The organism is uncultured Marivita sp. (genome assembly GCF_947488135.1).
GTDB lineage: Bacteria > Pseudomonadota > Alphaproteobacteria > Rhodobacterales > Rhodobacteraceae > Marivita.
In genome coordinates, this window is sequence record NZ_CANKYW010000017.1 from 1 (window position 1) to 25511 (window position 25511).

The window sequence follows — 25511 nt, forward strand, 5'->3', positions numbered from 1 at the left end:
GCTTCTCTTCATCGTCTGTCTCCTCAGTTGGAGAACAGCCTAACCCGAAATGCCGGACTTTTCAGGGGAGCAGGTCAATCTGCCGGCGCTAAATCGCTCTCCTGCTGCTTCGGGATCGCGATGATCTGCTCTTCGCTAAACGGTGATCTCTTCATTCTGCCGGTCTCCTTCATTGGAACGGACTCTACCTCAAAGAGGCAGCGGGTCTTAGGTAACAAGGGGAGGGATTTACCTGAGGCTCAATCACGATAAGTCGAGAAACCGGCGAGAGACCCTACCGCTCTTGTCAGGTAGCACTTGGGCCGCTGCACGTGAAACCCACGTATTTCTTGAGTCTTCAGTAGTATACTTTTGTTAAAGTTAATATATTATCGGTAGGACGTAGCGTTTGCTTCCGAAAGGTTTTGAGGATGGGATTATTGACCAGGAAACTGCTTCCAATATTCGCACTGGCAGTTACGACAAGTGCCGCCTCGTTACCCGAAAAGGCAAGAGCCCAGACTTACCCGATCGACTGCGCGATCCTCTTGTGCCTGGCTGGCAGTTGGCCAACTTCTCTGCCGTGCACGCAGGCACGCGCCGAGTTTATCCGGCGGATTACACCGTGGCCAATCGAGCCTCCGCTGCAGATTTGGAGGTGCCCTATGGGTGCGTCGTATGACGTTCCGCGCAGCTGGAGCAACTCGGAGCGTGTCATTGACGCCTTTTCCCTAGCGGACGGCAATCGAGAGCAAAGCTCATGGCCCGCACGAAGTGTGACTTCCACAAGAGGTGGTGCCCTTGCTATGTCTCGGCTCCAGAAAGCTACTCCCGAAGAAACCTTGCCGGAATCTGGCTTGAGCAGGGTTCAGGATCGCGCGGACATCGACATCAGCGGCCCAGAATTCAATTTCGTGCGGTCCATCCGGGTCTTCAATGTGCGTTACGCACGGCAGAGCGAGTCCGAGAGTACGGGCGATTGCACTAGAAGCGAATTAGTCGTGCTTGGCACGTATGGCATTCAGGGCGACTTCGCTTGGCAACGTTCGTCCACATCAGCTTTGCCTGCCGCTCACTCGGGACTTGAAAGATTTGGCAAGCGGTGTCCGGAAGTAAGTCACCGTTCGGTGTTCGTAGAATGGCGCGATTACAAAGGGCGTTATGGGTTCGAACAGATAAATTATTGACCTAGCCGTGGCGCGGGACGCGCTGAGCTCAACATGCCATAGCAGTGGACGCAACATCGCATCGGTTGTTGACCAACTACTCTGCTCCAAATAATCACGACCGCTGGCACTACCTTTCGTCTGATTTTCGACGAGACCCGCGAATTCGTTGCAAAGTGCCAAAGCTGATCTCTTTCAATTGTTCAGGATTGAGTTTCGGGTCCGTTCGAGAAACCCGCTGCGGGCCCTGACTATCCCATAGAACCAGCAAAGTACCTTCTGGCCATCGATAGACCCATCCAACAAGGCTGCGTTCGTCAGCACCAATGAGCAACGCGATCGCGACGCCCTCACCCTCTATTTCGTCCACTTATTATTGCTTCCTATATTACTGGCCAACTCGTCTCAGACAGCTTGCACGCGCTTTGCCGCGCCTGAGAAAACATGTGCCTGGTCTTCGCCGCCTTTCGCCTGTTGCGGGGCTGGAAACGGAACAAATGTTTAAAAATTCTTAAGGATTATATGCTGTGGTCGGACTCCGTGGCGGCTTCAACAAGTGCCAAAATCTCCGTCGTATCGAACCCAATAGCCCGTGCGAGGACAATGAGTTCAACCACATCGATCCTGCGTTGTCCGCTTTCGATCCGTGCAACAAGCGATTGATGGCATTTGAGCCGTGCGGCCAAATCTTCCTGGGTAAGGCCAGCCCGACCGCGCGCGACGGCCAACGCCTTGACGAGTGCCATCTGCCCTTTGCTTCGGATCGTTTTCGCCACGCGCCGCTCACCTCTCGTGACGTCGCTAGCGGATCAAATCCAGTATCTAAAATGTGGATATTTTGGCCTGGAAGGCGGATGGTCTGTAGCGTGGAGCCCAACGTGAGAACCCCAAGCCCCACCATCAATCGCTCACCATCTCAAGAAACCGGGCATAGTCTTCGCTGACCTGGCTCGCCTCCTCGAAGGCACGGGCACGTTCTTCGTCAAGGCAGCGGAAATAGGCTTGGATATCCGCAAGGTAGAGACCGAAATCCCGCCGGAGAATGTCCGCGTAATCTCTCACGCTCGACGAATCATTCGGTAGGAATGGCCGCGCCGGAGCGAGACAGGTTTGTGCAAAACCCGCACTGCAGAGGGTGCTTAAGATGACCACAGCTTGCACATGGACCAAGCGCTGCAACCGAGGGTTTTTCAATCCCGTTATCTCCTTGATAGACGCGGACCGCCGTGCCTAGTGTGCTGTGAACCAATATAGCTGCATGTCAATAATACATCTTGCAGTTGATAATATATTATCGTAACTCTCGGCATCAAGCAGGAATGTCCGAGCGTTGCGTCTTTCGAGAAAGCGTGAGCCGGGCCATGAACGGGGACATCGAAGCACCAAATGTGGTCATGGAAGGCGGCTTCCGCGAACTCATGCAAAACGGCTACCGCGCGGAAATCCAGTGCCGGGAGCCGGCTTACAAGAAAGGCCCAAGCTATTACGGGGTTTGGGTCATGCGCGCCGTCTCGGACGACGGTGTGGAGAAGCTCCTGGTTACAGCCCGGACACGGACAAGCTATAACGACATCAAGATCCGCGAGTTCAAGACCATCGCGGGCGTGGTGTCCTTCCTCATCGGCATCGGGTTCTCCCATGCCGATATCCCCCTCGAAGAAGGCCAGCGCACGGCACTCAAGCTCTCGGCATCCGATAAAGGCGGTCGCAAATAGCCTGATTTTTGCGGCGTGCCTCGCGGACCCCGCCTTTGCCCAAATGGTTCTGGTCATGGAGAGCGACGGCTCCCTGACACCTTCCCGCTCCCAAAGCAGCTTTACCCGACATTATTCTGTAGGCATCGGCCTGCGCGCCCCGTCGGATAACCTGACGATCTTCGACACTTCAAACACGGACGCTGACCGTGATGTGCCTCGGCTTGCGACCCGTGGGCGACCCGGCCCCCTGCCCCGCGCAGATGTTCTTGCCGCTCTAGAAGCCACCGCTCTGCGCTATTCCAGCCATCCCGGTTTGCGGATCGCAAACCTGTCGGTCACCGATTGGCTGACGCTCTACCGCGCCAATATCGAGGTGGAGAGCGCGTACCGGCAGGATGCGATCTCGAGCGCGGGCGCCATCGGCCTGGGCCAGCTGATGCCAGCAACGGCCCGCGATCTTGGCGTCAATCCGCGAGATCCGCTCCAGAACCTCGATGGGTCTGCCCGCTATCTCGCCATGATGCTGAGCGCGTTCGGCGATCCACGCCTTGCGCTTGCGGCCTATAACGCCGGCCCTGATGCGGTGCGCCGCCATAATGGCGTCCCTCCCTACAAAGAAACCCGGAACCACGTGGCGCGCGTCCTGGCCGTCATGGCCCGATTGGAAGAAGCAGAGTCATGAAACACCTCGCCACACTGTTCACTATCTCCCTCGCCGTTTGTCTCGTCGCCGCAGATCCCGCGTTTGCCCAGAGCATCGACCTCTCCCCGATCCAGAACCTGCTGCAGGGGATCGTCGATGCGCTCACAGGGCCTCTGGGCGTGGTCATTGCGACACTGGCCGTCCTTGGCGTGTTTCTCAGCTGGTTCTTCAACATCATCGATCTGCGTCAGGCACTCTGGGTGCTGGTTGGCATTGCGGGTGTTGCGGCCGCGCCGACGATCGTGGCCGCGGTCTTTGGCGGATAAGGCGCGCGATCATGGCCGCGCGATCCCCCCTCTTTCTTGGCCTGGTCCGCCCACCCAAGCTGCTGGGACTGCCCATCATGTATGCGATGGTCTGGCTCTTTGGCGGCGTACTGCTCTTCGTCTGGCTCCAGCATATGATCGTTCTCGCAATCGCAGCGATCCTCTACCCGGTTCTCTGGAAGGCAGCCGACTGGGACCCACGCTTTATCGATGTGATCCTTACGGTTCTCCAGGAAACGCCGCATACCCCGAACCGCAGGCTCCATGGCGGGGACAGCTATGCCCCATGAATTGGGCATGGGCGACGCGTTCGATCTCCGCACGATGACGCCGGTCTGGTATGCGCGCGAGACGCGGCTTGCGCATATGCTTCCTTACGTCAGTCTGGTCGATGACCAGACCGTTCGGACCCGGGTGAACGAGCTGTTCCAGTGCATCCGTCTTGAAGGGGTCAACAGCTATACAACCGATGATGCCTATCTCGACAAACTGACCGCCCTTTTTGCCCGGATCATCGCGCAGTTGGGGCCGGAGTTCAGCTATTATGTCCACAAGGTCTCCAAGGCGATCACACCGGAGCTGGAGCCGGTGCGAGACGACACATTTGCAGGCCAGGTCGACCGTCTCTGGCGCAAGAAGCTGGAAAGCAGCGGTCTGCGGGACAAGACCCTGACGCTCACAATTATCCATCGACCACCGGCTGGCAGCTCCCTGCCCTTTCTGGGGCGCAGTGCGCCGGATCGGTTGAAGCAAGACACGCAAAAGCGTCTGCGGCGTCTGGGTGAGGCCATGAATGTCTTCTTGTCGGGCCTCACGGAGTTGCGCCCACATGTGCTCTCCGCTGAGAACGGTGCGTTGATCGGGTTTCTGGGGGCGCTCAATACCGGACAGGAATTGCCGCTCTATCCGGCGAACACCTACGGCTTTCTGTCCTATAATGTCGCCAACACCCGCGTGACCTTCCGGGCAGATCACTTCGAGCTCTCCGAAGGGGTGGTGGGACATCGCTATGGCAAGAGCTTCACCATCGGCGAATACTCGGAGTCCACCTCCTGCACCATGTTCGACATGTTGAACCTGCCCGTCGACATGGTTGTCACCCAGTCCTTCACACCGATCAATTCGAACGTGATGGCGGGCCGCATCAAGCGGCAAAAGCGCCAGATGCAGGCAAGCCAGGACGCAGCGCTCTCCTTGATGGAAGAACTCGACATCGCCGCCGACGATCTTGAGGCCAAGCGCCAAAGCTTCGGCGAGCACCATATGGTGGTGACGCTCTTCTGCGATACTCTGGACGAATTGCAGAGCCTCAGTGCCGAGATTGTCAACGCCGCGGCATCTGAGGGCGTCAAGATGATCGCAGAGCGGGTGGCCGCCAAGGCGCATTACCTCAGCCAGCATCCCGGCAACCAGCCCAAGCGTGTGCGCGCCAGCGCGATCACCAATCGCAATTTCGCAGATTTTGCGGCGTTCCATCGAACACAGCTCGGCAAGCCGCCCGAGAAGACCCCTTGGGGCAAGGTCATCACCTTGTTTCCGACACCCGAGCAAAGCGCCTACCGGTTTTCCTATCACGAACAAGGCAGCCCTTCGAGCGAACCCACAAGCGGGCATAGCCTGATCCTGGGGCGACCCGGCTCGGGCAAATCGGTGCTCTCGGCCTTTCTCATGACGCAGGCCCAGCGGACGGGCGCGCGGGTTTTCGTGTTCGACTACCGTCTCGGGATGGAAATGGCGGTGCGCGCGGTTGGGGGGCGCTATGCGTCATTGAAAGCTGGGCAACCCACGGGCCTCAACCCGCTCTGGACCGAGACCGATCCGCACGGCACGGCCTGGCTCTCGGATTGGCTCGCCACCCTGATCCATCGCGCGGACAAACCTCTCACGCCCGTGCAAGGCATTCGCTTGCAGGAAGTTGTCCGTCAGAACGCGCAAGCCACAAACCCCGCCTTGCGGAACTGGCGGGACTTCGCATCGCTGTTTGTCTCCACCGATGATGGCGGTGATCTGCACCAGCGCCTGCTCGAATGGACCGAAGACGGCCGCTATGGCTGGATCTTCGGGCAGAGCCTCGAGGACACCTTCTCGCTCAAGGGCGATGTGGTTGGCTTCGATCTCACGGGTATTCTCGACAGCGAAGCCGAAAGAGAGCGCATGGCGGTCCTCTCCTATCTCTTCCGCCGGGTCGAGCGGGAGATCGAGGACCGCCGCCCCACGATCATCATCATCGACGAAGCCTGGAAGGCACTCGACAATGCGTATTTCGCCGAGCGGCTGTCGAACTGGCTGGTGACCGCGCGCAAGCAGAACACTGTCGCGGTGATGATGACGCAATACGCGAGCCAGCTCGAACGCACCCGGACCGGCAAGACCATCATCGAGGCGGTGCCGACGCAGATCCTGCTCCCGAACATCCGCGCGCAGCCTGCGGATTACGCCATGCTCAATCTCTCCGAGAAGGAGCTCGACGTGCTTCTCAACACCGGCAGCGACAGCCGCCTCGCCCTCATTCGCGATGACCAAGGCTCGATCGTCGTCGATGCCGACCTCAGTGCTCTTGGGCCCAATCTCACCATTCTCGGCGGCATGGAAAAAGGCGAGGCCCTTGTGGGGGCCGATTACCGCAACCGCCCAGACTTCTGGAGGCTTTCATGACTCGTCTTCTTTTGCCATTGGCGATGCTCGCCGCGCTGGCCTCCTGCGCCGAGTACCAGGAGCCGCAAGCCAACTGTTTCAGCTTTCGCGCTTCATTGAACATGGCGGGAACACCTGTCCCGGACTGCACTTTCGCCCCCCTTGGAAGGCCGGAGGACGGCATTGACGTCTAAGGCCTCCCCTTTTCTGGCGCTCTGCCTGCTGCCCGGTATTGTCGCCGCCCAGGGCGTGCCCACCGATGACAGCGGGCTCACCGCCCGCGACATCATCGAGACCGGGGACCGGGAAGCTGACCTGGCCCTGCAGGCGGACAAGCTCGCCATCCGCGCACTCATTGCCGAGATCGAACGGGAGCAGCTGGAAACTCTGCAGCGCATCTTCGATGCGCAGACAAGCTTTGGTGGTCAGGGCCTGCCCGCCATGGTCTCGGGGCTGGAGAACGGCAGCGGAAATCCCGACCGCTCCGTCGAGGCGGTTTACGGCACTGCCGAGGTCGACCCCAATCCCGGCGGCACATTGATGTTCGGGGACGCTTCGGAAAATATCGAGCAGCTCATCATCCGCGTGGCCCAGGAGACGAGCGGCTTTGCTGGTGTTGGCCGCGCAGGGCTCTCCCCCGTCCAATGGCGCGCGTTGCTGCAAGCGCTGATCTGGCAGGAAAGCCGGTTCACCATTGGGGCACGGTCTCCCGTTGGCGCCTATGGCCTAACGCAGATCATGCCTGGCACGGCGAGCGATCTCGGCATCAACCCGGAATACTATGACAGCCCCTACCTGCAGGTGCATGGCGGCGCGCGGTATCTTGCGGCGCAACTCGATACCTTCGATGGCAATATCATCAACGCCCTTGCCGCCTATAACGCCGGGCCCGGTCGGGTGTTCGAGTATGGCGGTGTGCCTCCTTTTAGAGAAACCCAACACTACGTCACGGTCATTCCGGAGCGCTACAATCTCTACCTGAGCCGGATCGGCGAGATCGACGCGCTCGGCACGATTGACCCTGTCTTGCTGGCCAATGCCAATCTCTCTCTCACGGGGCATGGCGCAGCCTTTTATGGCAGCAATTCACCGGATGCGATCCGGCAAGCCGCCCTGCGGATTTCCGACATCGTCGAGCGGATATCCGAGACGGAAGACGTCCAGGAAAGTGTCGCGCTCAACACCTATGCCCGCGCCGAACTCGTGCGTCTCATCGCGGCCCGGATGCGCCTGAAGGCCGCGCGGACCCGCGTGCTCTCCGCCGAAGAGCTGGCTTTGGCCAGCGCCCGGATGGCGGAAGGTGCATTCATGAATTTTAGGATCAGGGAGATGGAGTGATGAGACCTGCCCTCATGAAGACGGCCTTGGTGACAATGCTCGGGCTTGGACTGCACGTCGCACCCATGTCCTCTGCCACAGCACAAGGCGTGCCCGTCGTCGACGCCCAGAACATCGCGCAAAACATCCAGCAGCTCCGGCAGATGATTGAAGACGAGATCCTGCAAAACGAGCAGCTGACGCAGCTCCGCGAACAGTTTGCCACGCTCACGGAGCAACTCGCAGAGCTGCAACGCACCTACGAGGCCCTCACGCGCCTTGCCGAACTTCCGGAGATCATCCGCACCCAAATGGAGGATGAGCTCAATGGTCTCCTTGACCAGGAATTCGGTGATATTCTTGCCACCATCGAAGCCATCAAGACCGGGGATTTCTCGCGCCTGAGAGGCTCCGGCGCAGGAGAGATCGAAACCCAGATGGACCGGGTTCTGGCCGATCTCGGCTTTGACGAGGACACGCTTTCGGAAATGGCTCGCAGCGGCAATGCCGGGGCCAATCGCGTGGCCACCCAAGCCACCACCGGCGCACTCGTCTCTGCCGCCGCCCAGAACAGCTATGAAGATGCTGGCCAGTCGCTGGAACGCGTCGACCGGCTCGTCGGGCTGATCGATGACATGGATGAACTCAAGGAAAGCGTTGATCTCAATACGCGGGTCACGGCCGAGCTCGCCATTGCGCTGGTGGCCATGTGGCAGCTCGAGGCCATCCAGACCGTCGGCGACGGCACCGGCGGCGTGATCGATGCTGCCACCATCGCCGAAGAGCAACGCTTCATGGATTTTACGCTGCCCGAGTTGCGCGCAGATTGATCCGAGGTGTGACGCGTGGCGAGTGAACAAGAAATCATCGAAGAAGAACTGGTCTACGGTGCCCTGCGCCGCGAACGGCTTTGGCAGCGCATCGGTCTGACAGGACTTGTGTTCGGCATCATCGGCTGCCTGAGCGCCGCTGCCGTGTCGATCCTCGATGTCGATCCACCCCCCGTCGTTGTGCCCTATGATCCCGAAACCGGCTTTGCCCTGCCCGAGGCGTCCGTTGGGGCCACATCCGTCACCGCCAACCAGGCTGTCATCGAGGCGGAAGTCTTCCGCTACGTGACTGACCGCGAGATCTATAACCAGCTCGACAACGATCTGCGCATTCGCAGCGTCCTGCGCCGCTCGGACGGTGCGGCCGAGAGCGGGTTGCGCCAGATCTGGAACAGCGCCAACGAGACCTACCCTCCGACCGTCTATGGCCCCAATGCCCGGCTCGACGTGGAAATCCTCAGTATCAGCCGGATCGGGACAAACCGCGCCACGGTCCGCCTGCGCAAGCGCCTGACATCCATCAATGGCGTCCAGACCGGGCTCTTCACTGCGACGCTGCTCTTCGAGTTCCGCCCCGAGACCCGCCGCTCCATCGACGAGGTCTGGACGAACCCCTTTGGGTTCACGGTCCTCGAATATTCCATCCGCTCCGACAGATTGGAGAATTAATGCCTTTTGAGCTCAGAAAGAAAAAAGTCTTATCACTTTTCGCGTTCGACCGAAGGAAGAGGCAGCGAACAAATGATCCAATATATGCTCAAAACGTCATAATGCGTTTCTGGAATTCACTCCAAAACATCTTGTCGCAAATGTCCCGAGAGCGCGAAGTGCGGCAGGGTATTGGCGATGCAACTCATTCCGGAAACGCATGTTTGATCAGTAAGTTGATTGCTGCTGGCCTGTTGGCCTTATTCCCCGGCCTTGCCTTCGCCGAAGCCATCCCGCGGGGCGGCCCACATGACAATCGCGTGCGGCTGGCCACCTATCAGGAGGGCCAAGTCTATCGTCTCAGCGTCTCGCTCACCCATGTCACCACGGTTGAATTCGGCACAGGCGAAAGCATCCGCTCGATCATTGCCGGCGACACAGAAGGCTTCGAGATCGACGGTGTACCCGGTGGCCAAGCCTTCGCGATCAAGCCCGTCGCCCGAGGCGTCCATACCAACGTGACTGTATACACCAACCGCCGCAGCTATTATTTCAACGTCGAGGAGACCCGCAGCCCGACCTTCTACGTGGTGCAGTTCCGCTACCCTGATGACGCTGCGCGCCCGACCCGGGCCATTGCCGCCCAAGCGCCGAACTACAATTACGGTGCCAGCGCGCGGACCGAGTTCACGCCGACCCGCATCTGGGATGACGGGACCTTCACGTATTTCGCCTTTCCAAGAAACGCGCCCGTGCCGGCGATCTTCCGCTACGCAAATGGCCGTGAACGCACCGTCAACACGCAGACCCCCGAGGACGGGGTGATCCGTGTCAGTGGCGTGAACCGCCAATGGGTCCTGCGACTTGGCGAAGAACTAGTCTGCATCGAGGCGATCCCGCCCGCGGAGGCCGCCTCATGAGCGATTTCGAGAACACAGAGCTGGAAAAGCGCCTCGCCGCTCTCGAAAAAGGCCGTGCCAACGCGGCGCCGCAGCGCCGGTCTTCCTTCCTCGCACTGATCATCGTTCTCGCCATCGGCGCGGGTGGCACCCTGCTTTATCTCTTTTCCCTGCCCGATGAAGAGGAAACTTTGCCGACGGCCACTCCGGATATCTTCCAAAACGAAGGCGACGGCTTCGGTGCCATCGAGGCCTTGCCCCCACCCGAGCCCGAAGTTGTCTTCGTCGCACCGGACCCAGTCGAGCCCAATGCCGAGCTTCTGGCGCAGATCGCCACCTTGCAGGCACAGATCGAGGAGTTGCGCAGCGCCCCTGAACCCGTTGTCCGGGAAGATACTGCCGCCGCCGAGGCCATCGACGCTCTGACCACCCAGATCGCGGCACTGCAAGCCGCCTCGGAGGCCGCACAGCAGCGGTTCCAGGACGAACTGACAGCGCGGGATCGCAGCCTCGAACAGCTGCGCATGGATCTCGAACTGGCCCAACTCGCGGCCCGCCGACCCCAACCAGCCCCAATGGGTCCAACGGCAGATGAGCTCCGCGCACGGGAAGAGGAACGACTGCGCCGTGAAGAAGACGCCCGGCGCATGGCTGAGCTCGAGCGCCGGGCCGCAGAAGAACGCGCCTTCCAGGAACGGCGCATCGCATCGCCCACGATCGCCTTTGGGGGTACGTCCGGAGCCCGTGAGACAGAACTTGCAAAACGTACCTTCGGCGAGGTGACGGATTTTGTGCTGAACGGGGCGCTTCCCACCTCAGTTACCCAAGCCGAAGTCATTGCCAACCCGTCGAACACGATCATCCAGGGCACCATGATCCAGGCCGTCCTGGAAACCGCCCTCGACAGCTCGCTCCCTGGCCAGACACGGGCCGTGGTCTCCGAGGATGTCTACAGCGTCGATGGCACGCGTCTCCTGATCCCCCGTGGGTCCCGCCTCATCGGGCGCTATCGCTCGGGCGTCGACATCGCGCAGCGTCGCGTCACCATCGCCTGGGACAGGATCATCCTGCCCGACAACCAGACCGTCCAGATCAGCTCCTTCGGGGGCGATGAGCTGGGTCGTTCGGGTGTGACCGGCTTCGTGGACACGCGCTTTACGGAGCGCTTCGGTTCAGCTGCCCTGATCTCGCTGATTTCCGCCGCACCAAGTGCCGCCGCCTCCGAGATCCGGAACGAGACCACCGCGGACGTGCTCGAAGACGTGGGCGATGATCTTGCAGACGCCACGGACAGTGTAATTGGCGACTACCTCTCCATCGGTCCGGTCATCCATGTCGACCAGGGCGCACGCGTCACCGTCGTGGTCGACCGCGATCTGGAGATTTTCTAGGCCGATGTCGCTGAGCTATCTCCAGACATCGCTCGACCGGATCGACGCCGCCGCCCGCGACGATGTCATCGAGATCTGCATCAATCCCGATGGCAGCTGCTGGGGCGAATTCCAGGGCGATCACTTCATGCGAAAGCTGGACCAGACGCTGACCGCAACAGAAGTCAAAGACCTCGGCAACCAGATCGCCTCTTCCGCCCACACAACGATGAGCAAGGACAGGCCGATTGTCTCCGTCTCGATCACCTACAAGGGACGACCGATCCGGGCGCAGGTCATCACCCCGCCCGCCGTGCTGTCGGCCATGTCGATCAGCCTGCGGTTTTTCTCGAGCCTGCCACTTGAGGGCATCACACTAGATTTCCTTTATGGCAAGGAACGCAAACTGGAAGAACTCCGCCTCCAGAAAACCCGGGAACTGCGCAAGGTCGTGGCAGCCGGCGTCATCGACGATGCCTTGGCCTTCTGCGTCGACAATAAGCTTAACATGATCGTTTCCGGGGGCACCTCCACCGGCAAGACTGTAGCCGCGCGCAAGATCCTCTCTCATGTGCCGGCAGAGGAAAGGATCGTCACCATAGAGGAAGCGGCCGAGCTTCTGCCGACCCAGCCCAATGCCGTGACCCTCATCGCCAATCGGGATGCGGAATTCCAGACCGCCGATGTGCTGCTCACTGCCACGCTGCGCATGCGCCCCGACCGTATCATCCTCGGCGAGGTGCGTGGCAAGGAGGCCATGACCTTTCTAGAAGCGATCAACACCGGCCATGGCGGGTCATTGACGACGCTGCACGCAGAAACGCCGCAACTTGCCGTGCAGCGCCTCGCGATTGCGGCCCTCAAGACCGAGATCCCGATGACCTATACCGACATGATCCAATACATCGAGAATTCCATCGATGTGATCATCCAGGCCGGTCGCCATGACGGCCGGCGCGGCATCACCGAGTTTTTCCTCCCCGGCGCAAACCAGATCGGAGCTTGCCAATGAAGACCTTTGAATATGACATCCTGTTTTTCCAGGTGAAGAAACAAAAGGACTACGACGCGATGCGAAGCGCCTTGAATGAGCGCGGCGCAGAGGGATGGGAAGTCATTGCAGCTGAAGCAGGTGACTACGGCTACACCACGTTCTTGAAGCGAGAATCTTTGGCGACAAAGGCGGCTTCAGAATGATGCAGGCCCTTGCGACTGCAAGCGTGCTCGTAGTTCTCTGTGCAACCGCCGGCGTCGCTGAACGGAACCTGATCCCAACACTCGATAACCAGCCAGATGTCTGTCCCGACCAGCCTCCAGAGCCGCAGTGGATGCAAGACATCGCTGTACGCGAGTCCCACAAGCGGCTCCTGATCCAACAGATCTATCGGGCGCAGAGCATGCAACGCATCGTTGAAGCCCAAAGCTGTGAATGTCCAGCGCGGTATCCGACTTGGAAGGCAGCTGAAGGCGTCTACTTCGAGCATTTCGCCGCATCTGAATACCGGGACATCGTGGAAGCGACGTCAGAATACCGACGACAGGCGAATGAGCTTCGGCGCGAAGCCATTCCAATCTGCCAAGCCGCTGGAAACTGGTAAGGTTTCATGAGTGTCGTCACTTACTTCGTAGAAACGGCCGAAGGCTATCTAAATACCGCAGCTGAGACGCAATTCGGTGCGGTCGCCGCAACAGTCGGAACGATACTCGTACTCGGCACTACGCTCGTTGTCATTCTGGTTTTCATCAACGCCATCTACCAATACCGCGCCATGGACGGGCGCACGGCCTTTTGGCTCGCCGTGAAGATCGGGCTGATAGGCGCATTTGCAACCAATTGGGTACAGTTCAACATCCTTGCTGCGGCGATCCTGAACGGGATCGACAGAATTGCCGGATCGCTCGTGGCCTCTGTCGGCGGCGGATCACCGGGCCCATCCGGTACCTTCGCAGAGGAGTTCGACGACCTGATCGCGGCGCTCGGGGAGTATTTGAATGCTGCGGGGTCTGAACTGAACTGGATGGCAGGTGCCCTGCTAGACACCCTTGGGGTTTTGTTACTCTCGATCCTCGGCGGCTTGGCTGCGTTCATCGTGGTCGCATCCAGGCTCATGATAGCTCTGCTGATCGGGATTGCACCGATCATGATCTTCCTGACCCTCTTTGAAGTGACCAAGGATTACTTCGCACGTTGGCTCTCGGCGCTGGTTTCCTTTGCGATGTACCCCATCGTCGTTGCCGGTGTGTTCGCAACGATCACGGGAGTCTCGCGTGCGCTGCTTGCAGAGTTGGGCGACCCGGAGGGTGCCTCCAACATCGGCGCGCTCATCCCCTTCTTCATGATGGTGCTGATGGCAAAGGGGTTCATCATAGCAACGCCCTTCTTGGTTCGGGCGATTTCTGGAAACATCATGATGCCAGCGCTCTCCGCTGGATTCAGCGGTAGCTATGCCTTTGCCCGAGGGCTCGCAGGCAGCCAGCAAGTCTACAACCGATACTCCATCGGAGGTGCGACTGGTGCGGAGTACGCAGCTCTGCGCGCGCGGCAATTCTTTGGCGTGCAAGCGTTGCCAAGCCGACCCAATACTGCAGGTGGGCCAACCGGTGCTCCTGCCGGCGTCGCGACCGGCACAGGAGCCCGGATGCTGGCGCAGCTTTCAAGGTTGGGTCGTCTCGGAAGACGGTGAGTCGACAGCGCCAAAAAACCTGCCGAAACCGCTAAGGTTTTGCCGGGGGTTTTTGTCATCGCTAAGCGATTGATCTTGGGTGTGACCTTCATCGGTATCTGGCGTAGCTCTTTCGGCGCTAAGTGGCACCTATGACGAGGGTGGACCTTGCAGCTTCAACCACTTCGTCAGTTACAAGCGAGAGATCGTTGATCTTCAAGATGCGCTCAATCTGGACAAATAACCGATGCAGGAGTCGGAAGTTGCCGCCGGTGATCCGGGCGATGGATGCAATGGCCTGATGGTCTGTGAAGTCGGCGTCATCAAGTTGCAGCCCGAGCTTGCGCCAGTGACGGGTGAGAACGAAGGTCAGTTCGTCACCTTTCAGTGTGCGATAATGATGTGCAAAGCCGATGCGGCTGTAGAATTGGGGATACCGCTCCAGCTTTCGTTCAAGGCCGGGCATGCCGATGAGGATGACGCTGATGCCCATTCTGTCGAAGATATCGCGCACATGTTCGAGGCCTTGGGCCGATAGACGCTCTGCTTCGTCAATAATCAGAAGGTTGATCAGGTCCAAGCGTCTGCTGTCGGGCAAAATTTTCTCCGGATATTGGGCAAGCTCGATACATCCCTCGACGCGGGTCATGAGGGTTCCCAGATCATCGCGGGTTTGACGGGCGGGTTCACTGACTGTTGGCGTGTAGAAGGCTGTGCGCGATTTCGCGAGGGCCTTGTAGGCGATCATGTCTGACGGATCGCGCGGCCCCCAGGTGTCGATCAACGGCCCGGCCTTCTCCCATCGCGCGCTGCGCTGCGCCGAGACGGTTTTGCCGACACCAGCGGGACCAAAGCAGATACCGATATAGCGATGTTTTTTCACGGCGCTGACGAATTCCATGAACCGGCGATGTTCTTTTGTGGCGATGAACGTGCCATTGCGGTGCCCTACCATCATCATCAGTCGTCCGTCTGGTAGGTTCGGAGCTTTGTTTTTCGTGCTGGGGCAGGTTCTGCCGAAGACTGTGGTCGTTTTTGTCTATCAGGCAGGAACTCGGCCACCGCGCTGACCCGTTCATTGATCTGGCTGCGCAAGGCGCGCCGGTGGGCGGATCGGGCCGTCTGAATATCCTTCAATGTAACCGTCTCATGCGCATGTTCGGAGCTGATTGCCCGACACAGAAAGCGGTTCTTATGGAAAACACGTATTTCCGCGATATCGCGCGGATCATAACGAATGGTAACGGCCTCACCGACATAGGGGGCCAGTATTGGACTCATGAAGCGCAGCCCCTGAAAATGGACACCATCGCGGCGCACGGTACGGGGTTTTGCGACCATAACCAGCAGCAGATCGAGGTCTTCGAGGCTCTCTGGCATCTGCGGCAACCAGCCTTTGCCACACCAGCAGGATATGGGTGTCGCACCGGTCTCACTGTGGATGCGCGCATTGTAGGTGCTGATGATCCACGCACCAATCGCGGTGTCGAGTTCCGTCAGAGAAAGCTTCGGGGGGATCGCAGGTTTGCCCTGTGCAAGACAACCGGGTAAGTCGGGCAGTATCTCAGTGTTCACTGTCCCGAAGAACCGTTCGATCTTTCCGCGCCCTTGCGGACGCGCGACGGCCGAGTAGATGATCTGAAAGCGCAAGGCCGCAGCCGCCTGATCAAGGTGTTCCGATGTGAAATCACTCCCGTGATCAACATAAAGCACATCCGGAATGCCGCAAACCGGCCAATCCGGGTCTTGCTTGCGCCAAATCGCCTGCCGGAGCGCGAGGGATGTTTGCAGGGCAGACGGCGCACCCAGAAACACCAAATATCCAGCAATGGCGCGGGAATGGTCATCCATGATCACGGTCAGCCACGGGCGCACCGCCGTTCCGTTTGCATCGAGGATCAGGATATCGAGCATCGTATGGTCGGCCTGCCACAGCGCATTCGGGGCCGTTGCCCGGTGCCGGTAGATCAGTTCATAGTGGTCGCGATAGGCTGTGGCCCCGTCCTGCGCCAGCGTGACCATGGCCGGATCGAGCGCGCGGATGATACTATAGACAGTGCTATAAGTCGGGATGCGCCAATCCTGGACTCTTGCCATCGCCGTGACGCGCCGGTGAATTGCAGCACAGGATAGACGGGGTTTGCGCAGTACAAGCCCTTCGATCAGGCGTACCAGCTCATGCGGTAGCTTGCGGGTTTCTGCGTCAGATCGCCTTTGGCGTTCCAGACCTTTCAGGCCAAATGCCCTGTAGTGCGCAAGCCATCGCTGCGCTGTCCTGATCGGAACATCGGCGATGCGCGCAGCCGTTGCCAAGGAAACTCCATCTTCCAGATGCGGTTTGAGAACTGCAAAACGGCGCATCGCGTCATCCATTGTTCCCTCCTTTCAGGTGTCCGTAAGGGGATCGATCAACGGACGACAGAATATCAGTGAGCTGATCCCAGTGTTTAAAGCGGAAATCGATTCTCATTTGGCTGGTACGGTGATAGTATCATTGAAGGGGCCTCGTGCGTTACACACGAGCGCGGCCAAAATGAAACTCGGCCAATTCCGGCCCAAGGATGCATTCATGTCTGAAACTCGCATTGGCTATGCTCGCTGCTCGACTGACAAACAGGACCTTGCCGCACAGCAGGCCGCACTCCTCGATCTCGATGTAGCGGAAGATCGGATCTACACGGATCATGGCCTGACCGGCACAAACCGAGAGCGACCGGGTCTCGCACAGGCCTTGGCAGCGGTCCGTAAAGGCGACACGCTCGTTGTGCCGAAGCTTGACCGCTTGGCGCGCTCCGTTCCCGATGCGCGCGCTATTGCAGACGAATTGGAAAAGCGCGGAGTGAAGCTTGCATTGGGTGCATCGGTCCATGATCCGACCGATCCGATGGGCAAGATGTTTTTCAACATCCTCGCTACCTTCGCCGAATTCGAGGCTGATCTGATCCGGATGCGCACCAAGGAAGGCATGGCCATCGCCCGCGCCAAGGGCAAGCTGAAGGGCAAGAAACCGAAACTCTCTGATCGTCGCCAAACAGAGCTGCGCATGTATGACACCGGCGAGTATTCCATCAGCGACCTGGCCGAGCTGTTCGATGTGTCGCGGCCGACCGTCTACCGCGTGTTGGCACGAACTGACCCGCGCGGCGAACTTCCTGATGTCACGGCAACAGCGTCCGTGCTCGACAACAACCCAAAATCAGCGGATGCTCTATAATGAACTGGAAGCTGCACTGGCTTGAAGCAGAAGGCGCTTTGGAGGACTGGCAAGATGAAATATCTTCTCAGGTAAAAGAAGCCGAAAACGCCGTTGCGTCTATTGTCCAAACTCAAGCAATTGATGTGTTGGTCGCCTATCGGCGCGAGGGTCCGGTTATCCCCGAGCTTGGCCTTTGCGGGTTCGCGTATTCTCCCTCTCTGTTCATGCTCGCCTGCAATCCCATAAACTCGAATTTCGACAGCAGTGTCTCGAATGGAGCTCTCAAACGACAGGTCGTTCACGAGGTGCATCACTGTCTTCGACATGCCGGACCAGGATATGGGCGCACCTTGGCCGAAGCGATCATCAGCGAAGGGCTGGCAGGTCGGTTTGTCGAACATGTTCTTGGCACGCCACCCGAACTTTGGGAGAAGGCAGTCGATCCTGCAAAGTTGATGCAGTACATGCCCGATGACGACGTTCTCTGGTCCACAAACTATGATCATCCCGAATGGTTTTTCGGCACGAAAGCCCTGCCGCGCTGGTTGGGATATACGATGGGGTACGAGGTGGTCGGCACATGGCTCCGCCAAGCCGGACGTTTAGATGAAAAAGACTGGATCAACACCCCGGCGGCTTCAATCCTCGCGGCAGTTGGCGCGGAATCTTGAAAATAGGACCGCACCCTTTCGTAAATTCCGGTCCCGCCAGATACCGCTGTAAAAAGACCGTCAGATAATGCTGAAGGTCACACTTGGGTGGAGTGGCACGCCCGGTCAAAAACGACCGTTTTTGGCGCATATGTTTTGGCAAGGGGTTTATGTCCGGTGTGCGGACGAAGCGGGCATTGGCTGCGACTACACCAATGGCCGAAGTACGGTTTCAGCCAAATGCCGGGGCCGTCACTTACGATCATTTTCTCTCAAATACCGCCAAGGTGATAAAATCTACGACTTTCTCGCTAAGGTCTTCACGTTTAACGATTTCCGAATCTATCCTTTCTATACCTCTTTTATATTGTCCCTCGGTCAACACAGATAGGGTCGTATCACTCTTACGTCGGTCACCGCTAAATCTACTCCTAAATTCGACGAGGCTTTGCGCCGTAACTTGGGGCACGTCTTCAACGTGAGCCAAAGCAAAATGTGAAGCCCATTCGTTTGCCAGACTCTCAATAGTTGGAAAAGTTTGAAGCTGCTGAGACGCTTCCGGAAAGAACTGAAACAGATGGATGCCTGCGGAGCGCTCCGGAAATGCCGATCTCACCAACACTCTTCCTCGCGCGTTCAGAACACGGGACAATTCATGCCCAGCATCCGAGAGACTTGGAATGTGATGAATAACCGTCGATAGCCAAGCGATTTTAAACGAGTGGTCACGTGCTGGAATTCGGCTTGCATCACCATTTACAAACTGAACACGAGCATTCGGTCGTGTCGCTTCTGCTACTTTGCGCATGGCGGCGTTAGGTTCCACCGCCATGACATTTGCCTGAAACCATTCAGCCAATGATCCCGAAAATACGCCAGTGCCGGAACCTATGTCGGCGATTTGACCACCTCCGCCCGGATCAAAAGGTATGACCGCTGTTCTCCAACTATCGAGTGCTTCGGTGCCAAGAACTCTGCTTTGGTCATAGATTTGGCTTGCTAGGCTGTAGTCGAGTTTCGCCACAGTTGAACCTCTAGTTGAGAGTGTCAGGGGCCTTAGGTTCTCATGATCGTGCTTTGATTGCGCACACAATTGTTCATAGTCGGAACTTTTACCGTGGAACACGCATGAAGATGCGTCATGGTTCGAGCAACTTATTCGCCTGTTTTGGCAGGCATTCGTTCAATGTGCAGCATAATGTACTTTGGGCGCAGTCCCGACCTTCGCCGCTGGTTGTACGAGCGACGGCTCAGCGGGACAAAGCCGCCCTTCCTCACGACTTCTCGAAGGTCGACTGTTGGCTACACATGATCAACACTTCACCCCAACGGTGCGCTAGATGGCTGACATCACACAAAAGGAAATTACGAAGGCGAACCGCGCTGCATGGAACGCTTCAGCACCTTTGCACGGTGAAGGGAAACACTGGGAGCAGCTTCTTGAAAATGCGGCCCATCCCGGCTTTTCGGTACTCGACCCGTTTCTGACGGCCACGCTGGAAGGGCTTGACCTCAAGGGCAAATCTGCCGTGCAAATTGGCTGCAACAACGCCAGTGAGTTGATTTCCTTGGCCTCACTGGGAATCCTGCCCGAAATGGGTATCGACCAAGCGAGCGGCTTCCTCGCCCAAGCCAAGAAACTCGCAGACGCCGCTGGCCTCGACCTGCGCCTTCTTGAGGCGGACATTTACGAACTGCCTTCGGATGTCGGCCAGTTTGACCTTGCCCTCATTACCATAGGCGTTCTTAATTGGATGCCGGACTTGTCGGAGTTCTTCCGTATTACATCCGGGCTGCTCGCACCGGGCGGGCGGCTGGTTATCTACGAAACGCATCCGTTTATGGAGGTCTTTGATCCAGCAAGTTCCACACCGTTTGAGCCTGCCTTCAGCTATTTTGAGCGGCAGCCACAGACGGTGACCGAAGCAATCACCTATGACGGCGAAGACCACGGCGAGGGTGAAACGGGTTACTGGTTTATTCACCCGCTCGGCGAGATCATCACCGCGTGTGCCCAGTCTGGGCTCGGCATCATCGAACTGAGAGAATACGGGCACACCATTCGCGAGCCGGAGTATGACATTTACGAGGGACGCACTGCTCAAATTCCAATGAGCTATTGTCTCGTAGCTCGAACGGTATCCAGCCCCCAGGGTCGATAGCTGCCATTTGATCGCTGCGCAGCATTCGAAACTTTGGACTCCTTCCAGACCTTCTCCGCGCCGCAAGATGTGCCAAAACTCAAGCGTTTCTGTCACAGGCGATAACGCCCGTTTTAGGAAATCTAAAATGTCAACTGCGAGCTCAAGCTATGACGACGAACTTTACTCGTTGAACATACATGAATACCCATGATTTTGACAGGCGAACGCTGTTAGAGGGATAAATACCTTTGTCGAGGTCAGAACTGGAAATCATGCTTCTCAGTGTCGATGCCCGCGTTATTTTTGGCGTGGGCTTCGCATTTATAGTCTTCTTGTGCCTAACGTTGGTGCTAAGAACTGGCCAGAGATTTCCCTTAAGTAAGCTTTTGGCGCTCTGGTCGCTAACGGTACTTGCATTTTATTGTGTCCCTACGCTGATTCATGCGTATGCGCATGCCCGTCTGACCGATACTGAAAACCTATTCTTTCTAGCTCCAGAAGCTGTAGGGACATCTTACTCTGTGTTGCTAGAGGCGTTTAATCGCTGGTCGGACATGCAATTGGCAATTCTGACAGGTTCCGTGTTCATTGTACCAATGATCTTGGTGGGTGCAGCCCACCTGTCCGCTCTGATGTTGGTAGGGCTCTATCGGTTGATCGACCGCAGCGGGTAAGGTTAAGGTCCTCTTTGCCCCTTACACCTAGCTTAAGACGATGCATTACACATTCAAAGAAGCTGAATTCATTTATGTGCCTGATTTCATTTATTTTTATTCTCGCATAGCGGGTGTTATGGTACGCGCCCTGTGGTTGAAAATCCGCGCACGACCCTCCCCGTATTTCCATCGTGGAAACTTTTTCATAGACAAAATGTGCACTAAGAATATGGTTGATTCATCGATATGTTCGCGATCCCTTTGGATCATCGACCATAGAAAAGCCTCAACCTGTTGCCGCAGGTTGAGGCTTTTTTAGACGAATAAGCCTGCACCTGTGGCTATCGCCGTAGTCAGCAATATCGCCACCATGCAGAGCCATTGAATCAATTCGTTAGGGTCCCGCCGGTCCTCACATGTAGATGAGCGGGAACCGGCGCCCTCTTTTTCAGCGCCCTGAATATTTCTTAAGCACCTGAAAACAAACGTGGGAACCGGGCTCGTCTCTCGGCAGTTTCCGGATCACCTCATGAAACCAAAAGGTGATACCATGACCTCGAAAACATTTCTGACAACAACCGCACTGAGCCTCCTTCTTACCACCTCTGCCTTCGCGCAAAGCGACAGCACGGCGACCGAGACCGAGACGGAGAATGCTCCGATCATCGAAGGCGCTGGCGAAGACACCACCATGGCGCCGGATGCCACCGAAGACACGATGGCGACAGATGATATGGCCACCGACACGATGGACATGGAGGCGCCGCAAAGCATCTCTGACATGACCGTCGGTGAATTCCTCGGCCTCGACGTGGTCTCTTCGGGCACCGGCGAGGATGTCGGCGAAATCGACTACGTGATCCAGGGCGCGTCGGAACCCGAAGCGGTGATCGGCATTGGCGGCTTCCTCGGGTTGGGCGAATACACGGTGGCGCTGCCGCTGAGCGATTTCTCCTACGACGCGGAAGACCGGACGCTGATGGTGAACCGGACCCGGGAAGAGCTCGAAGCGATGCCGGAATTCGATGAATCCGGCGTTGAGGGTCTGGAAGACGATGTGGAGCTGTCGACGCTCATGCAGGACGACACCGGAATGTCCACGTCAGGCACCACAACGGGGATGACCGACGACGCGACATCGACGGATGGCATGACCGAAGACAGCACGATGGAAGAGGGTGCCACGGAGAGCGACACCATGTCCACGGATGGCACGGAGACCGACGGAACCGAAGAGACCGGGTCCGAAGACTCGGGCGAAGCCGAAGAAGACGCCACGTCGAACAACTGATCCTGCCACAAGAGCCTCAGGGGGTTGCAGACATGCGGCCCCCGTTTACTTATCTGCGTGGGGTGATGCAGGGCCGGTCGAAACGGGGCGGGGAGGCCGATCCGAGGCGGAAACGACCGATTGTGTTGAAAAACTCGGGCGGCTCCAATTAGATCAGAAATCCGAGAACGCCTGTTCTTACTAACCTCTGAAACGTCGGCTCAGTAGGTATAATTCGCCATCTACCAGAACGAAATTCTGGTCCGAGACCGGTGGTCGTAGAGTAGGCGAGTTTTTCAACAACATCGACCGTTTTTGGCGCGTAGGTTGCGGCAAGGGGTTTTAGTCCAAGCCGCGCTATCCCGCCTTCCTCCCAAACCACACCGGGAAACCGCGACAAAAATACGATCCATTGACAAAAAACCGAACGTTTGGTATCTTTGGGCATCAATCAGATCGGTGAGACTCATGAACCCTCTTTTCCCTGCCTACGCGGCACTCGCCGCTGCAATCGTGCTTGAAGTCACGGGCTCTTCGCTGCTCCAGAAGAGCCAGCAATTCTCGAAGCTGATGCCAACCCTCGGGATGGCACTTTGTTTTGCCGCGTCGCTCTACTTTCTGTCCTTTGCACTGAAAACCATCCCGCTTGGCGTCGCCTATGCGATATGGGCGGGTCTGGGGATTGTCCTCACGACGGTCGTGAGCGTGGTGATCTTTCGCATGTCGCTGGACATCGCAGCGATCGTCGGTATCGCCCTTATCGTTGCCGGTGTCTTGGTCATGAACCTGCTTTCGGGAAGCGTGGTACACTAAGATGGCCAATGCGCACAAACGAAGGAAGCAGCCGGAGGTCGTGCGCCGCAACCTTCTTGACCACGCGGCTCGGATCGCAGCGGAGTCAGGTATCACCGCCGTAACGGTGCAGGCGGTCTCCGCCGCCGCTGGCGTCACAAAGGGTGGGTTCACACATCACTTCCCGAGCAAACAGGCGTTGATGGATGCCCTGTTTCAGGAACTGCTGAACGACATCGGAACCGCCTTGGCCGAACGGGTGCAAGTTGACCCTGAGCCACACGGCGCTTTCACAAGGGCATATCTCAATGTTGTCGTGAATCGAGACAGCGACGAAAAGCTCAATACCTGGGCTTCGCTAGCCGTTCTGATGCTGAATGATCCCGATCTGCGGAAGACTTGGGCGGACTGGTTCCTCTTGAGACTCGATCAATATCGGGAAACAGATATCGACCTTGCCATTGTCCGCTTGGCGACAGACGGCCTCTGGCTTTCGGATATCTCTGGTGTACCGTTGCCGGATCGGGAGCAGCTATGTACTCGACTTGTTCAGCTTACGTTGCCGCGAGGCCGCTAGGCGAGCATCTTCGGAACCTTGCGACGCGCCAAAACTTAACCGTTTTTGGCGAACACCTTCTGGCAGGAGGTTTATGTCCGGTGTGCGGACATAGCTGCCTTCCGATAATGAGCTATGCCCGTTAAGAAACCATCATGCAGGTGGCACTCCATCAGACAGAACAGATACAGTCGGCTTTTCTGATCTTGCGCCGCCGTCTCGGCGACGCGCTGCTTGGTGTGTATCTGCATGGATCGGCTGTTACCGGCGGTCTCCGGCCGCAGAGCGACATTGATCTGATGGCAGTGGTTCAGTCCGAGCTGACCGAAAGCCAGCGCGACGGCCTGCTGCTGGACTTGCTGCGCCTTTCGGGACGCCATCCTGCCGTGCCGGGAGGCCCGCGCTGCCTGGAGGTGATCGTGTTTTGCCACGGCGACCTCACCCCGCATGACTACCCGGCGCGAGCGGAGTTCGTTTATGGAGAGTGGCTGAGGAAGGCTTTCGAGGCCGGTGAAACGCCGGTGCCTGAACGCGATCCCGAGTATTCTCTGGTTCTCGCACAGGCCCATCAGGAGGCCATTTCGTTGTTCGGACCGCCGAGGAGCGAACTTCTGACGGACGTTTCGACAGAACATGTCAACCAAGCCATGCGCGATGCACTTCCGGACTTGTTGGATGGATTGCGCGGGGACGAGCGGAATGTCCTGCTGACGCTTGCGCGGATGTGGCACACGGCCAGCACGGGGAGGTTCATCACGAAGGATGCTGCCGCCGAATGGGCGATTCCGCGATTGTCTGGCTCAGATGCTATGGCACTCGATCATGCGCGACGGGCTTATCTCGGCGAGGTCACGGACGATTGGAGCAGCGAAGGCGATGCAGCCCGAGAGTTGGCGGGGCGCATGAGCGAGAACGTCACCAACGCAATGTAGCGAGGATGGGCGTCCTTCCCGGTTACGTGCGGCGGGGTCGCCGCAAATGTCGTGGAAGGGCTCCTTCCGGACGTTCCCCGCAGCGCAGTATGGGCCCAAACCCGTACGTTTTTGTCACCGGCGCTTACCACCGTTTTGACCGGAATGGCTTGTCAGGGGGTTTCTATTAGGTTGTTGCGCGTCGATGACTATCCACTTCGCGACGTTCCGCTAGAGCTTGGCGCACGATCTGAAAGGCTGAGGATAAGAACAAGCTCGCCATGATTGCAGCAACGATGAGATCAGGCCAGCCAGTTGCCGTTCCCCACACACCGAGGGCCGCAAACATGACCGCCACGTTGCCAATCGCGTCATTGCGTGAACAAAGCCAGACAGAGCGAACGTTAGCGTCGCCGTCCTTATAGCTGACAAGCAGCAACACACTGGCCAGGTTCGTGGCCAGTGCCAGAGCTCCAATTAGGCCCATGATTTCGGCTTCTGGAACGCCGACATAGAATACGTGGTAGACGGTCGAGCCAAACACCCAAAGGCCCATCAAGAGCAAGCTCACCCCTTTAGCCAAAGCAGCGTTGGTACGCGCACGAACGGAGGCCCCGATCACCGCAAGCGAGATACCGTAGGTCAGTGCGTCTCCCAGAAAGTCGAGCGCATCAGCCTGAAGGGCCTGAGACTTCGCATAGTGACCGGCGGTCATCTCAACCACGAACATCGTCGCATTCAAAGCGATGACGATCCACAACCGCCGCTTGTAATCATCTGAGACACCGTCGAACTTGGCGTCTTGGCCGCAGCATCCTGACATTTGGAAAGCCCTTTTGAATCTGTCTTGAGCATAGTGTAGTGTCTCTAGTGGCTAGAGGTTCAAGAGGTATTTTAATGTTTTCAATCGGAGAGCTTTCAAAGCAGACCAAAGTGAAGGTTCCAACCATCCGCTATTATGAGGAAATGGGCCTGCTCGCTGCGCCGGAACGCACAGAAGGCAACCAACGCCGGTACGATGCGGCAGGGTTGGAGCGTCTTAGTTTCATCAAGCACGCGCGTGATCTTGGCTTCTCGATTGAGGCAATCTGAACCGCTCCGGGTTTTCCGGAGGCTGATTGGTCTTAGTTACGCGGCCATGTCTGATGTTTCCAGAGCCGCGTA

General features: G+C 57.9%; 28 protein-coding genes and 1 pseudogene. 23 read left to right on the plus strand and 6 right to left on the minus strand.

The genetic code is table 11. The features are described 5' to 3' along the window. Positions 1-1663: 1663 nt before the first annotated feature. Positions 1664-1921 (minus strand): helix-turn-helix transcriptional regulator, encoded by a 258-nt coding sequence (locus tag Q1B16_RS21515; RefSeq protein ID WP_299794236.1) that lies wholly within the window; start codon positions 1919-1921, stop codon positions 1664-1666. 124 nt (positions 1922-2045) lie between these two features. Beyond that, the gene (locus Q1B16_RS22395; RefSeq protein WP_366140187.1) at positions 2046-2207 is read right to left on the minus strand and encodes a hypothetical protein; all 162 of its coding nucleotides are present in this window, start codon (positions 2205-2207) and stop codon (positions 2046-2048) included. Between the two features lie 299 nt (positions 2208-2506). Here Q1B16_RS22395 and Q1B16_RS21525 point away from each other — a divergent pair, with 299 nt between their 5' ends. The 15 genes from Q1B16_RS21525 to Q1B16_RS21595 all read left to right on the plus strand — a co-directional run bounded on the left by Q1B16_RS21525 (position 2507) and on the right by Q1B16_RS21595 (position 14193). After that, positions 2507-2860, plus strand: a complete 354-nt coding sequence (locus tag Q1B16_RS21525) for a hypothetical protein (protein ID WP_299794239.1) — start codon at positions 2507-2509, stop codon at positions 2858-2860. Positions 2861-2903: 43 nt separating this feature from the next. Further along, positions 2904-3524 (plus strand): lytic transglycosylase domain-containing protein, encoded by a 621-nt coding sequence (locus Q1B16_RS21530; protein ID WP_299794242.1) that lies wholly within the window; start codon positions 2904-2906, stop codon positions 3522-3524. Beyond that, the gene (locus Q1B16_RS21535; protein WP_299794244.1) at positions 3521-3811 is read left to right on the plus strand and encodes a TrbC/VirB2 family protein; all 291 of its coding nucleotides are present in this window, start codon (positions 3521-3523) and stop codon (positions 3809-3811) included. Before Q1B16_RS21530 ends, Q1B16_RS21535 begins: the two co-directional genes overlap by 4 nt. Before the next feature lie 11 nt (positions 3812-3822). Next, positions 3823-4101, plus strand: coding sequence for a VirB3 family type IV secretion system protein (locus Q1B16_RS21540; RefSeq protein ID WP_299794246.1), 279 nt, complete (start codon positions 3823-3825; stop codon positions 4099-4101). 7 nt (positions 4102-4108) lie between these two features. Beyond that, on the plus strand, positions 4109-6466 hold the full coding sequence (locus Q1B16_RS21545; RefSeq protein ID WP_299794299.1) for a type IV secretion system protein B4: 2358 nt from the start codon (positions 4109-4111) through the stop codon (positions 6464-6466). Next, positions 6463-6639: a hypothetical protein gene (locus Q1B16_RS21550; protein WP_299794248.1), complete on the plus strand. Its 177-nt coding sequence runs from the start codon at positions 6463-6465 to the stop codon at positions 6637-6639. Before Q1B16_RS21545 ends, Q1B16_RS21550 begins: the two co-directional genes overlap by 4 nt. Before the next feature lie 55 nt (positions 6640-6694). After that, complete coding sequence (locus tag Q1B16_RS21555; RefSeq protein ID WP_366140188.1) at positions 6695-7783, plus strand: lytic transglycosylase domain-containing protein; 1089 nt, start codon at positions 6695-6697, stop codon at positions 7781-7783. Then, positions 7783-8592, plus strand: a complete 810-nt coding sequence (locus Q1B16_RS21560) for a type IV secretion system protein (RefSeq protein ID WP_299794253.1) — start codon at positions 7783-7785, stop codon at positions 8590-8592. Before Q1B16_RS21555 ends, Q1B16_RS21560 begins: the two co-directional genes overlap by 1 nt. 15 nt (positions 8593-8607) lie before the next feature. Beyond that, a complete protein-coding gene (locus Q1B16_RS21565) occupies positions 8608-9261 on the plus strand; it encodes a type IV secretion system protein (protein ID WP_299794256.1) in 654 nt (217 codons plus the stop codon). A 203-nt stretch (positions 9262-9464) separates the two neighbouring features. Continuing rightward, complete coding sequence (locus Q1B16_RS21570; protein ID WP_299794258.1) at positions 9465-10160, plus strand: TrbG/VirB9 family P-type conjugative transfer protein; 696 nt, start codon at positions 9465-9467, stop codon at positions 10158-10160. Beyond that, positions 10157-11530: a TrbI/VirB10 family protein gene (locus Q1B16_RS21575; protein ID WP_299794260.1), complete on the plus strand. Its 1374-nt coding sequence runs from the start codon at positions 10157-10159 to the stop codon at positions 11528-11530. The genes Q1B16_RS21570 and Q1B16_RS21575 overlap by 4 nt, the downstream gene beginning before the upstream one ends. Before the next feature lie 4 nt (positions 11531-11534). Beyond that, positions 11535-12521 carry an ATPase, T2SS/T4P/T4SS family gene (locus Q1B16_RS21580; RefSeq protein ID WP_299794262.1) on the plus strand — a complete coding sequence of 329 codons (987 nt, stop codon included), beginning with the start codon at positions 11535-11537 and terminating at the stop codon, positions 12519-12521. Further along, on the plus strand, positions 12518-12706 hold the full coding sequence (locus Q1B16_RS21585; protein WP_299794264.1) for a hypothetical protein: 189 nt from the start codon (positions 12518-12520) through the stop codon (positions 12704-12706). The genes Q1B16_RS21580 and Q1B16_RS21585 overlap by 4 nt, the downstream gene beginning before the upstream one ends. Beyond that, complete coding sequence (locus Q1B16_RS21590) at positions 12703-13107, plus strand: hypothetical protein (protein ID WP_299794266.1); 405 nt, start codon at positions 12703-12705, stop codon at positions 13105-13107. The genes Q1B16_RS21585 and Q1B16_RS21590 overlap by 4 nt, the downstream gene beginning before the upstream one ends. A 6-nt stretch (positions 13108-13113) precedes the next feature. Next, entirely contained in the window at positions 13114-14193 is a 1080-nt protein-coding gene (locus Q1B16_RS21595) for a type IV secretion system protein (protein WP_299794267.1), read from the plus strand. A 118-nt stretch (positions 14194-14311) separates the two neighbouring features. Here the strand turns inward: Q1B16_RS21595 and Q1B16_RS21600 are convergent, their stop codons facing one another. After that, positions 14312-15133: an AAA family ATPase gene (locus Q1B16_RS21600; RefSeq protein ID WP_299794269.1), complete on the minus strand. Its 822-nt coding sequence runs from the start codon at positions 15131-15133 to the stop codon at positions 14312-14314. Further along, complete coding sequence (locus Q1B16_RS21605) at positions 15133-16545, minus strand: Mu transposase C-terminal domain-containing protein (protein WP_299794271.1); 1413 nt, start codon at positions 16543-16545, stop codon at positions 15133-15135. Before Q1B16_RS21605 ends, Q1B16_RS21600 begins: the two co-directional genes overlap by 1 nt. Before the next feature lie 196 nt (positions 16546-16741). Between Q1B16_RS21605 and Q1B16_RS21610 the strand changes: the two genes are divergently transcribed. Beyond that, positions 16742-17386, plus strand: a complete 645-nt coding sequence (locus Q1B16_RS21610) for a recombinase family protein (RefSeq protein ID WP_366140189.1) — start codon at positions 16742-16744, stop codon at positions 17384-17386. Continuing rightward, entirely contained in the window at positions 17386-18039 is a 654-nt protein-coding gene (locus Q1B16_RS21615; protein WP_299794275.1) for a DUF2268 domain-containing putative Zn-dependent protease, read from the plus strand. Before Q1B16_RS21610 ends, Q1B16_RS21615 begins: the two co-directional genes overlap by 1 nt. A 241-nt stretch (positions 18040-18280) precedes the next feature. On the opposite strand, the gene Q1B16_RS21620 is transcribed toward Q1B16_RS21615, so the two are convergent. After that, positions 18281-19042, minus strand: a complete 762-nt coding sequence (locus Q1B16_RS21620) for a class I SAM-dependent methyltransferase (RefSeq protein ID WP_172975069.1) — start codon at positions 19040-19042, stop codon at positions 18281-18283. Positions 19043-19358: 316 nt separating this feature from the next. Here Q1B16_RS21620 and Q1B16_RS21625 point away from each other — a divergent pair, with 316 nt between their 5' ends. The 5 genes from Q1B16_RS21625 (at position 19359) to Q1B16_RS21645 (ending at position 24368) form a co-directional block, all read left to right on the plus strand. Further along, on the plus strand, positions 19359-20180 hold the full coding sequence (locus Q1B16_RS21625; protein WP_299794279.1) for a class I SAM-dependent methyltransferase: 822 nt from the start codon (positions 19359-19361) through the stop codon (positions 20178-20180). A 1188-nt stretch (positions 20181-21368) separates the two neighbouring features. After that, positions 21369-22109, plus strand: coding sequence for a PRC-barrel domain-containing protein (locus Q1B16_RS21630; RefSeq protein ID WP_299794281.1), 741 nt, complete (start codon positions 21369-21371; stop codon positions 22107-22109). Between the two features lie 447 nt (positions 22110-22556). Next, positions 22557-22901, plus strand: a complete 345-nt coding sequence (locus Q1B16_RS21635; protein WP_299794284.1) for a multidrug efflux SMR transporter — start codon at positions 22557-22559, stop codon at positions 22899-22901. Between the two features lies 1 nt (position 22902). After that, entirely contained in the window at positions 22903-23457 is a 555-nt protein-coding gene (locus Q1B16_RS21640) for a TetR/AcrR family transcriptional regulator (protein ID WP_299794287.1), read from the plus strand. Positions 23458-23591: 134 nt separating this feature from the next. Next, complete coding sequence (locus tag Q1B16_RS21645) at positions 23592-24368, plus strand: aminoglycoside adenylyltransferase family protein (RefSeq protein WP_299794290.1); 777 nt, start codon at positions 23592-23594, stop codon at positions 24366-24368. Between the two features lie 166 nt (positions 24369-24534). Here the strand turns inward: Q1B16_RS21645 and Q1B16_RS21650 are convergent, their stop codons facing one another. Further along, positions 24535-25170, minus strand: a complete 636-nt coding sequence (locus Q1B16_RS21650; RefSeq protein ID WP_299794293.1) for a cation transporter — start codon at positions 25168-25170, stop codon at positions 24535-24537. Positions 25171-25244: 74 nt separating this feature from the next. Between Q1B16_RS21650 and Q1B16_RS21655 the strand changes: the two are divergent. After that, positions 25245-25436 (plus strand): annotated as a pseudogene (locus Q1B16_RS21655) (MerR family transcriptional regulator); the annotation flags it as partial. Between the last annotated feature and the right edge of the window lie 75 nt (positions 25437-25511).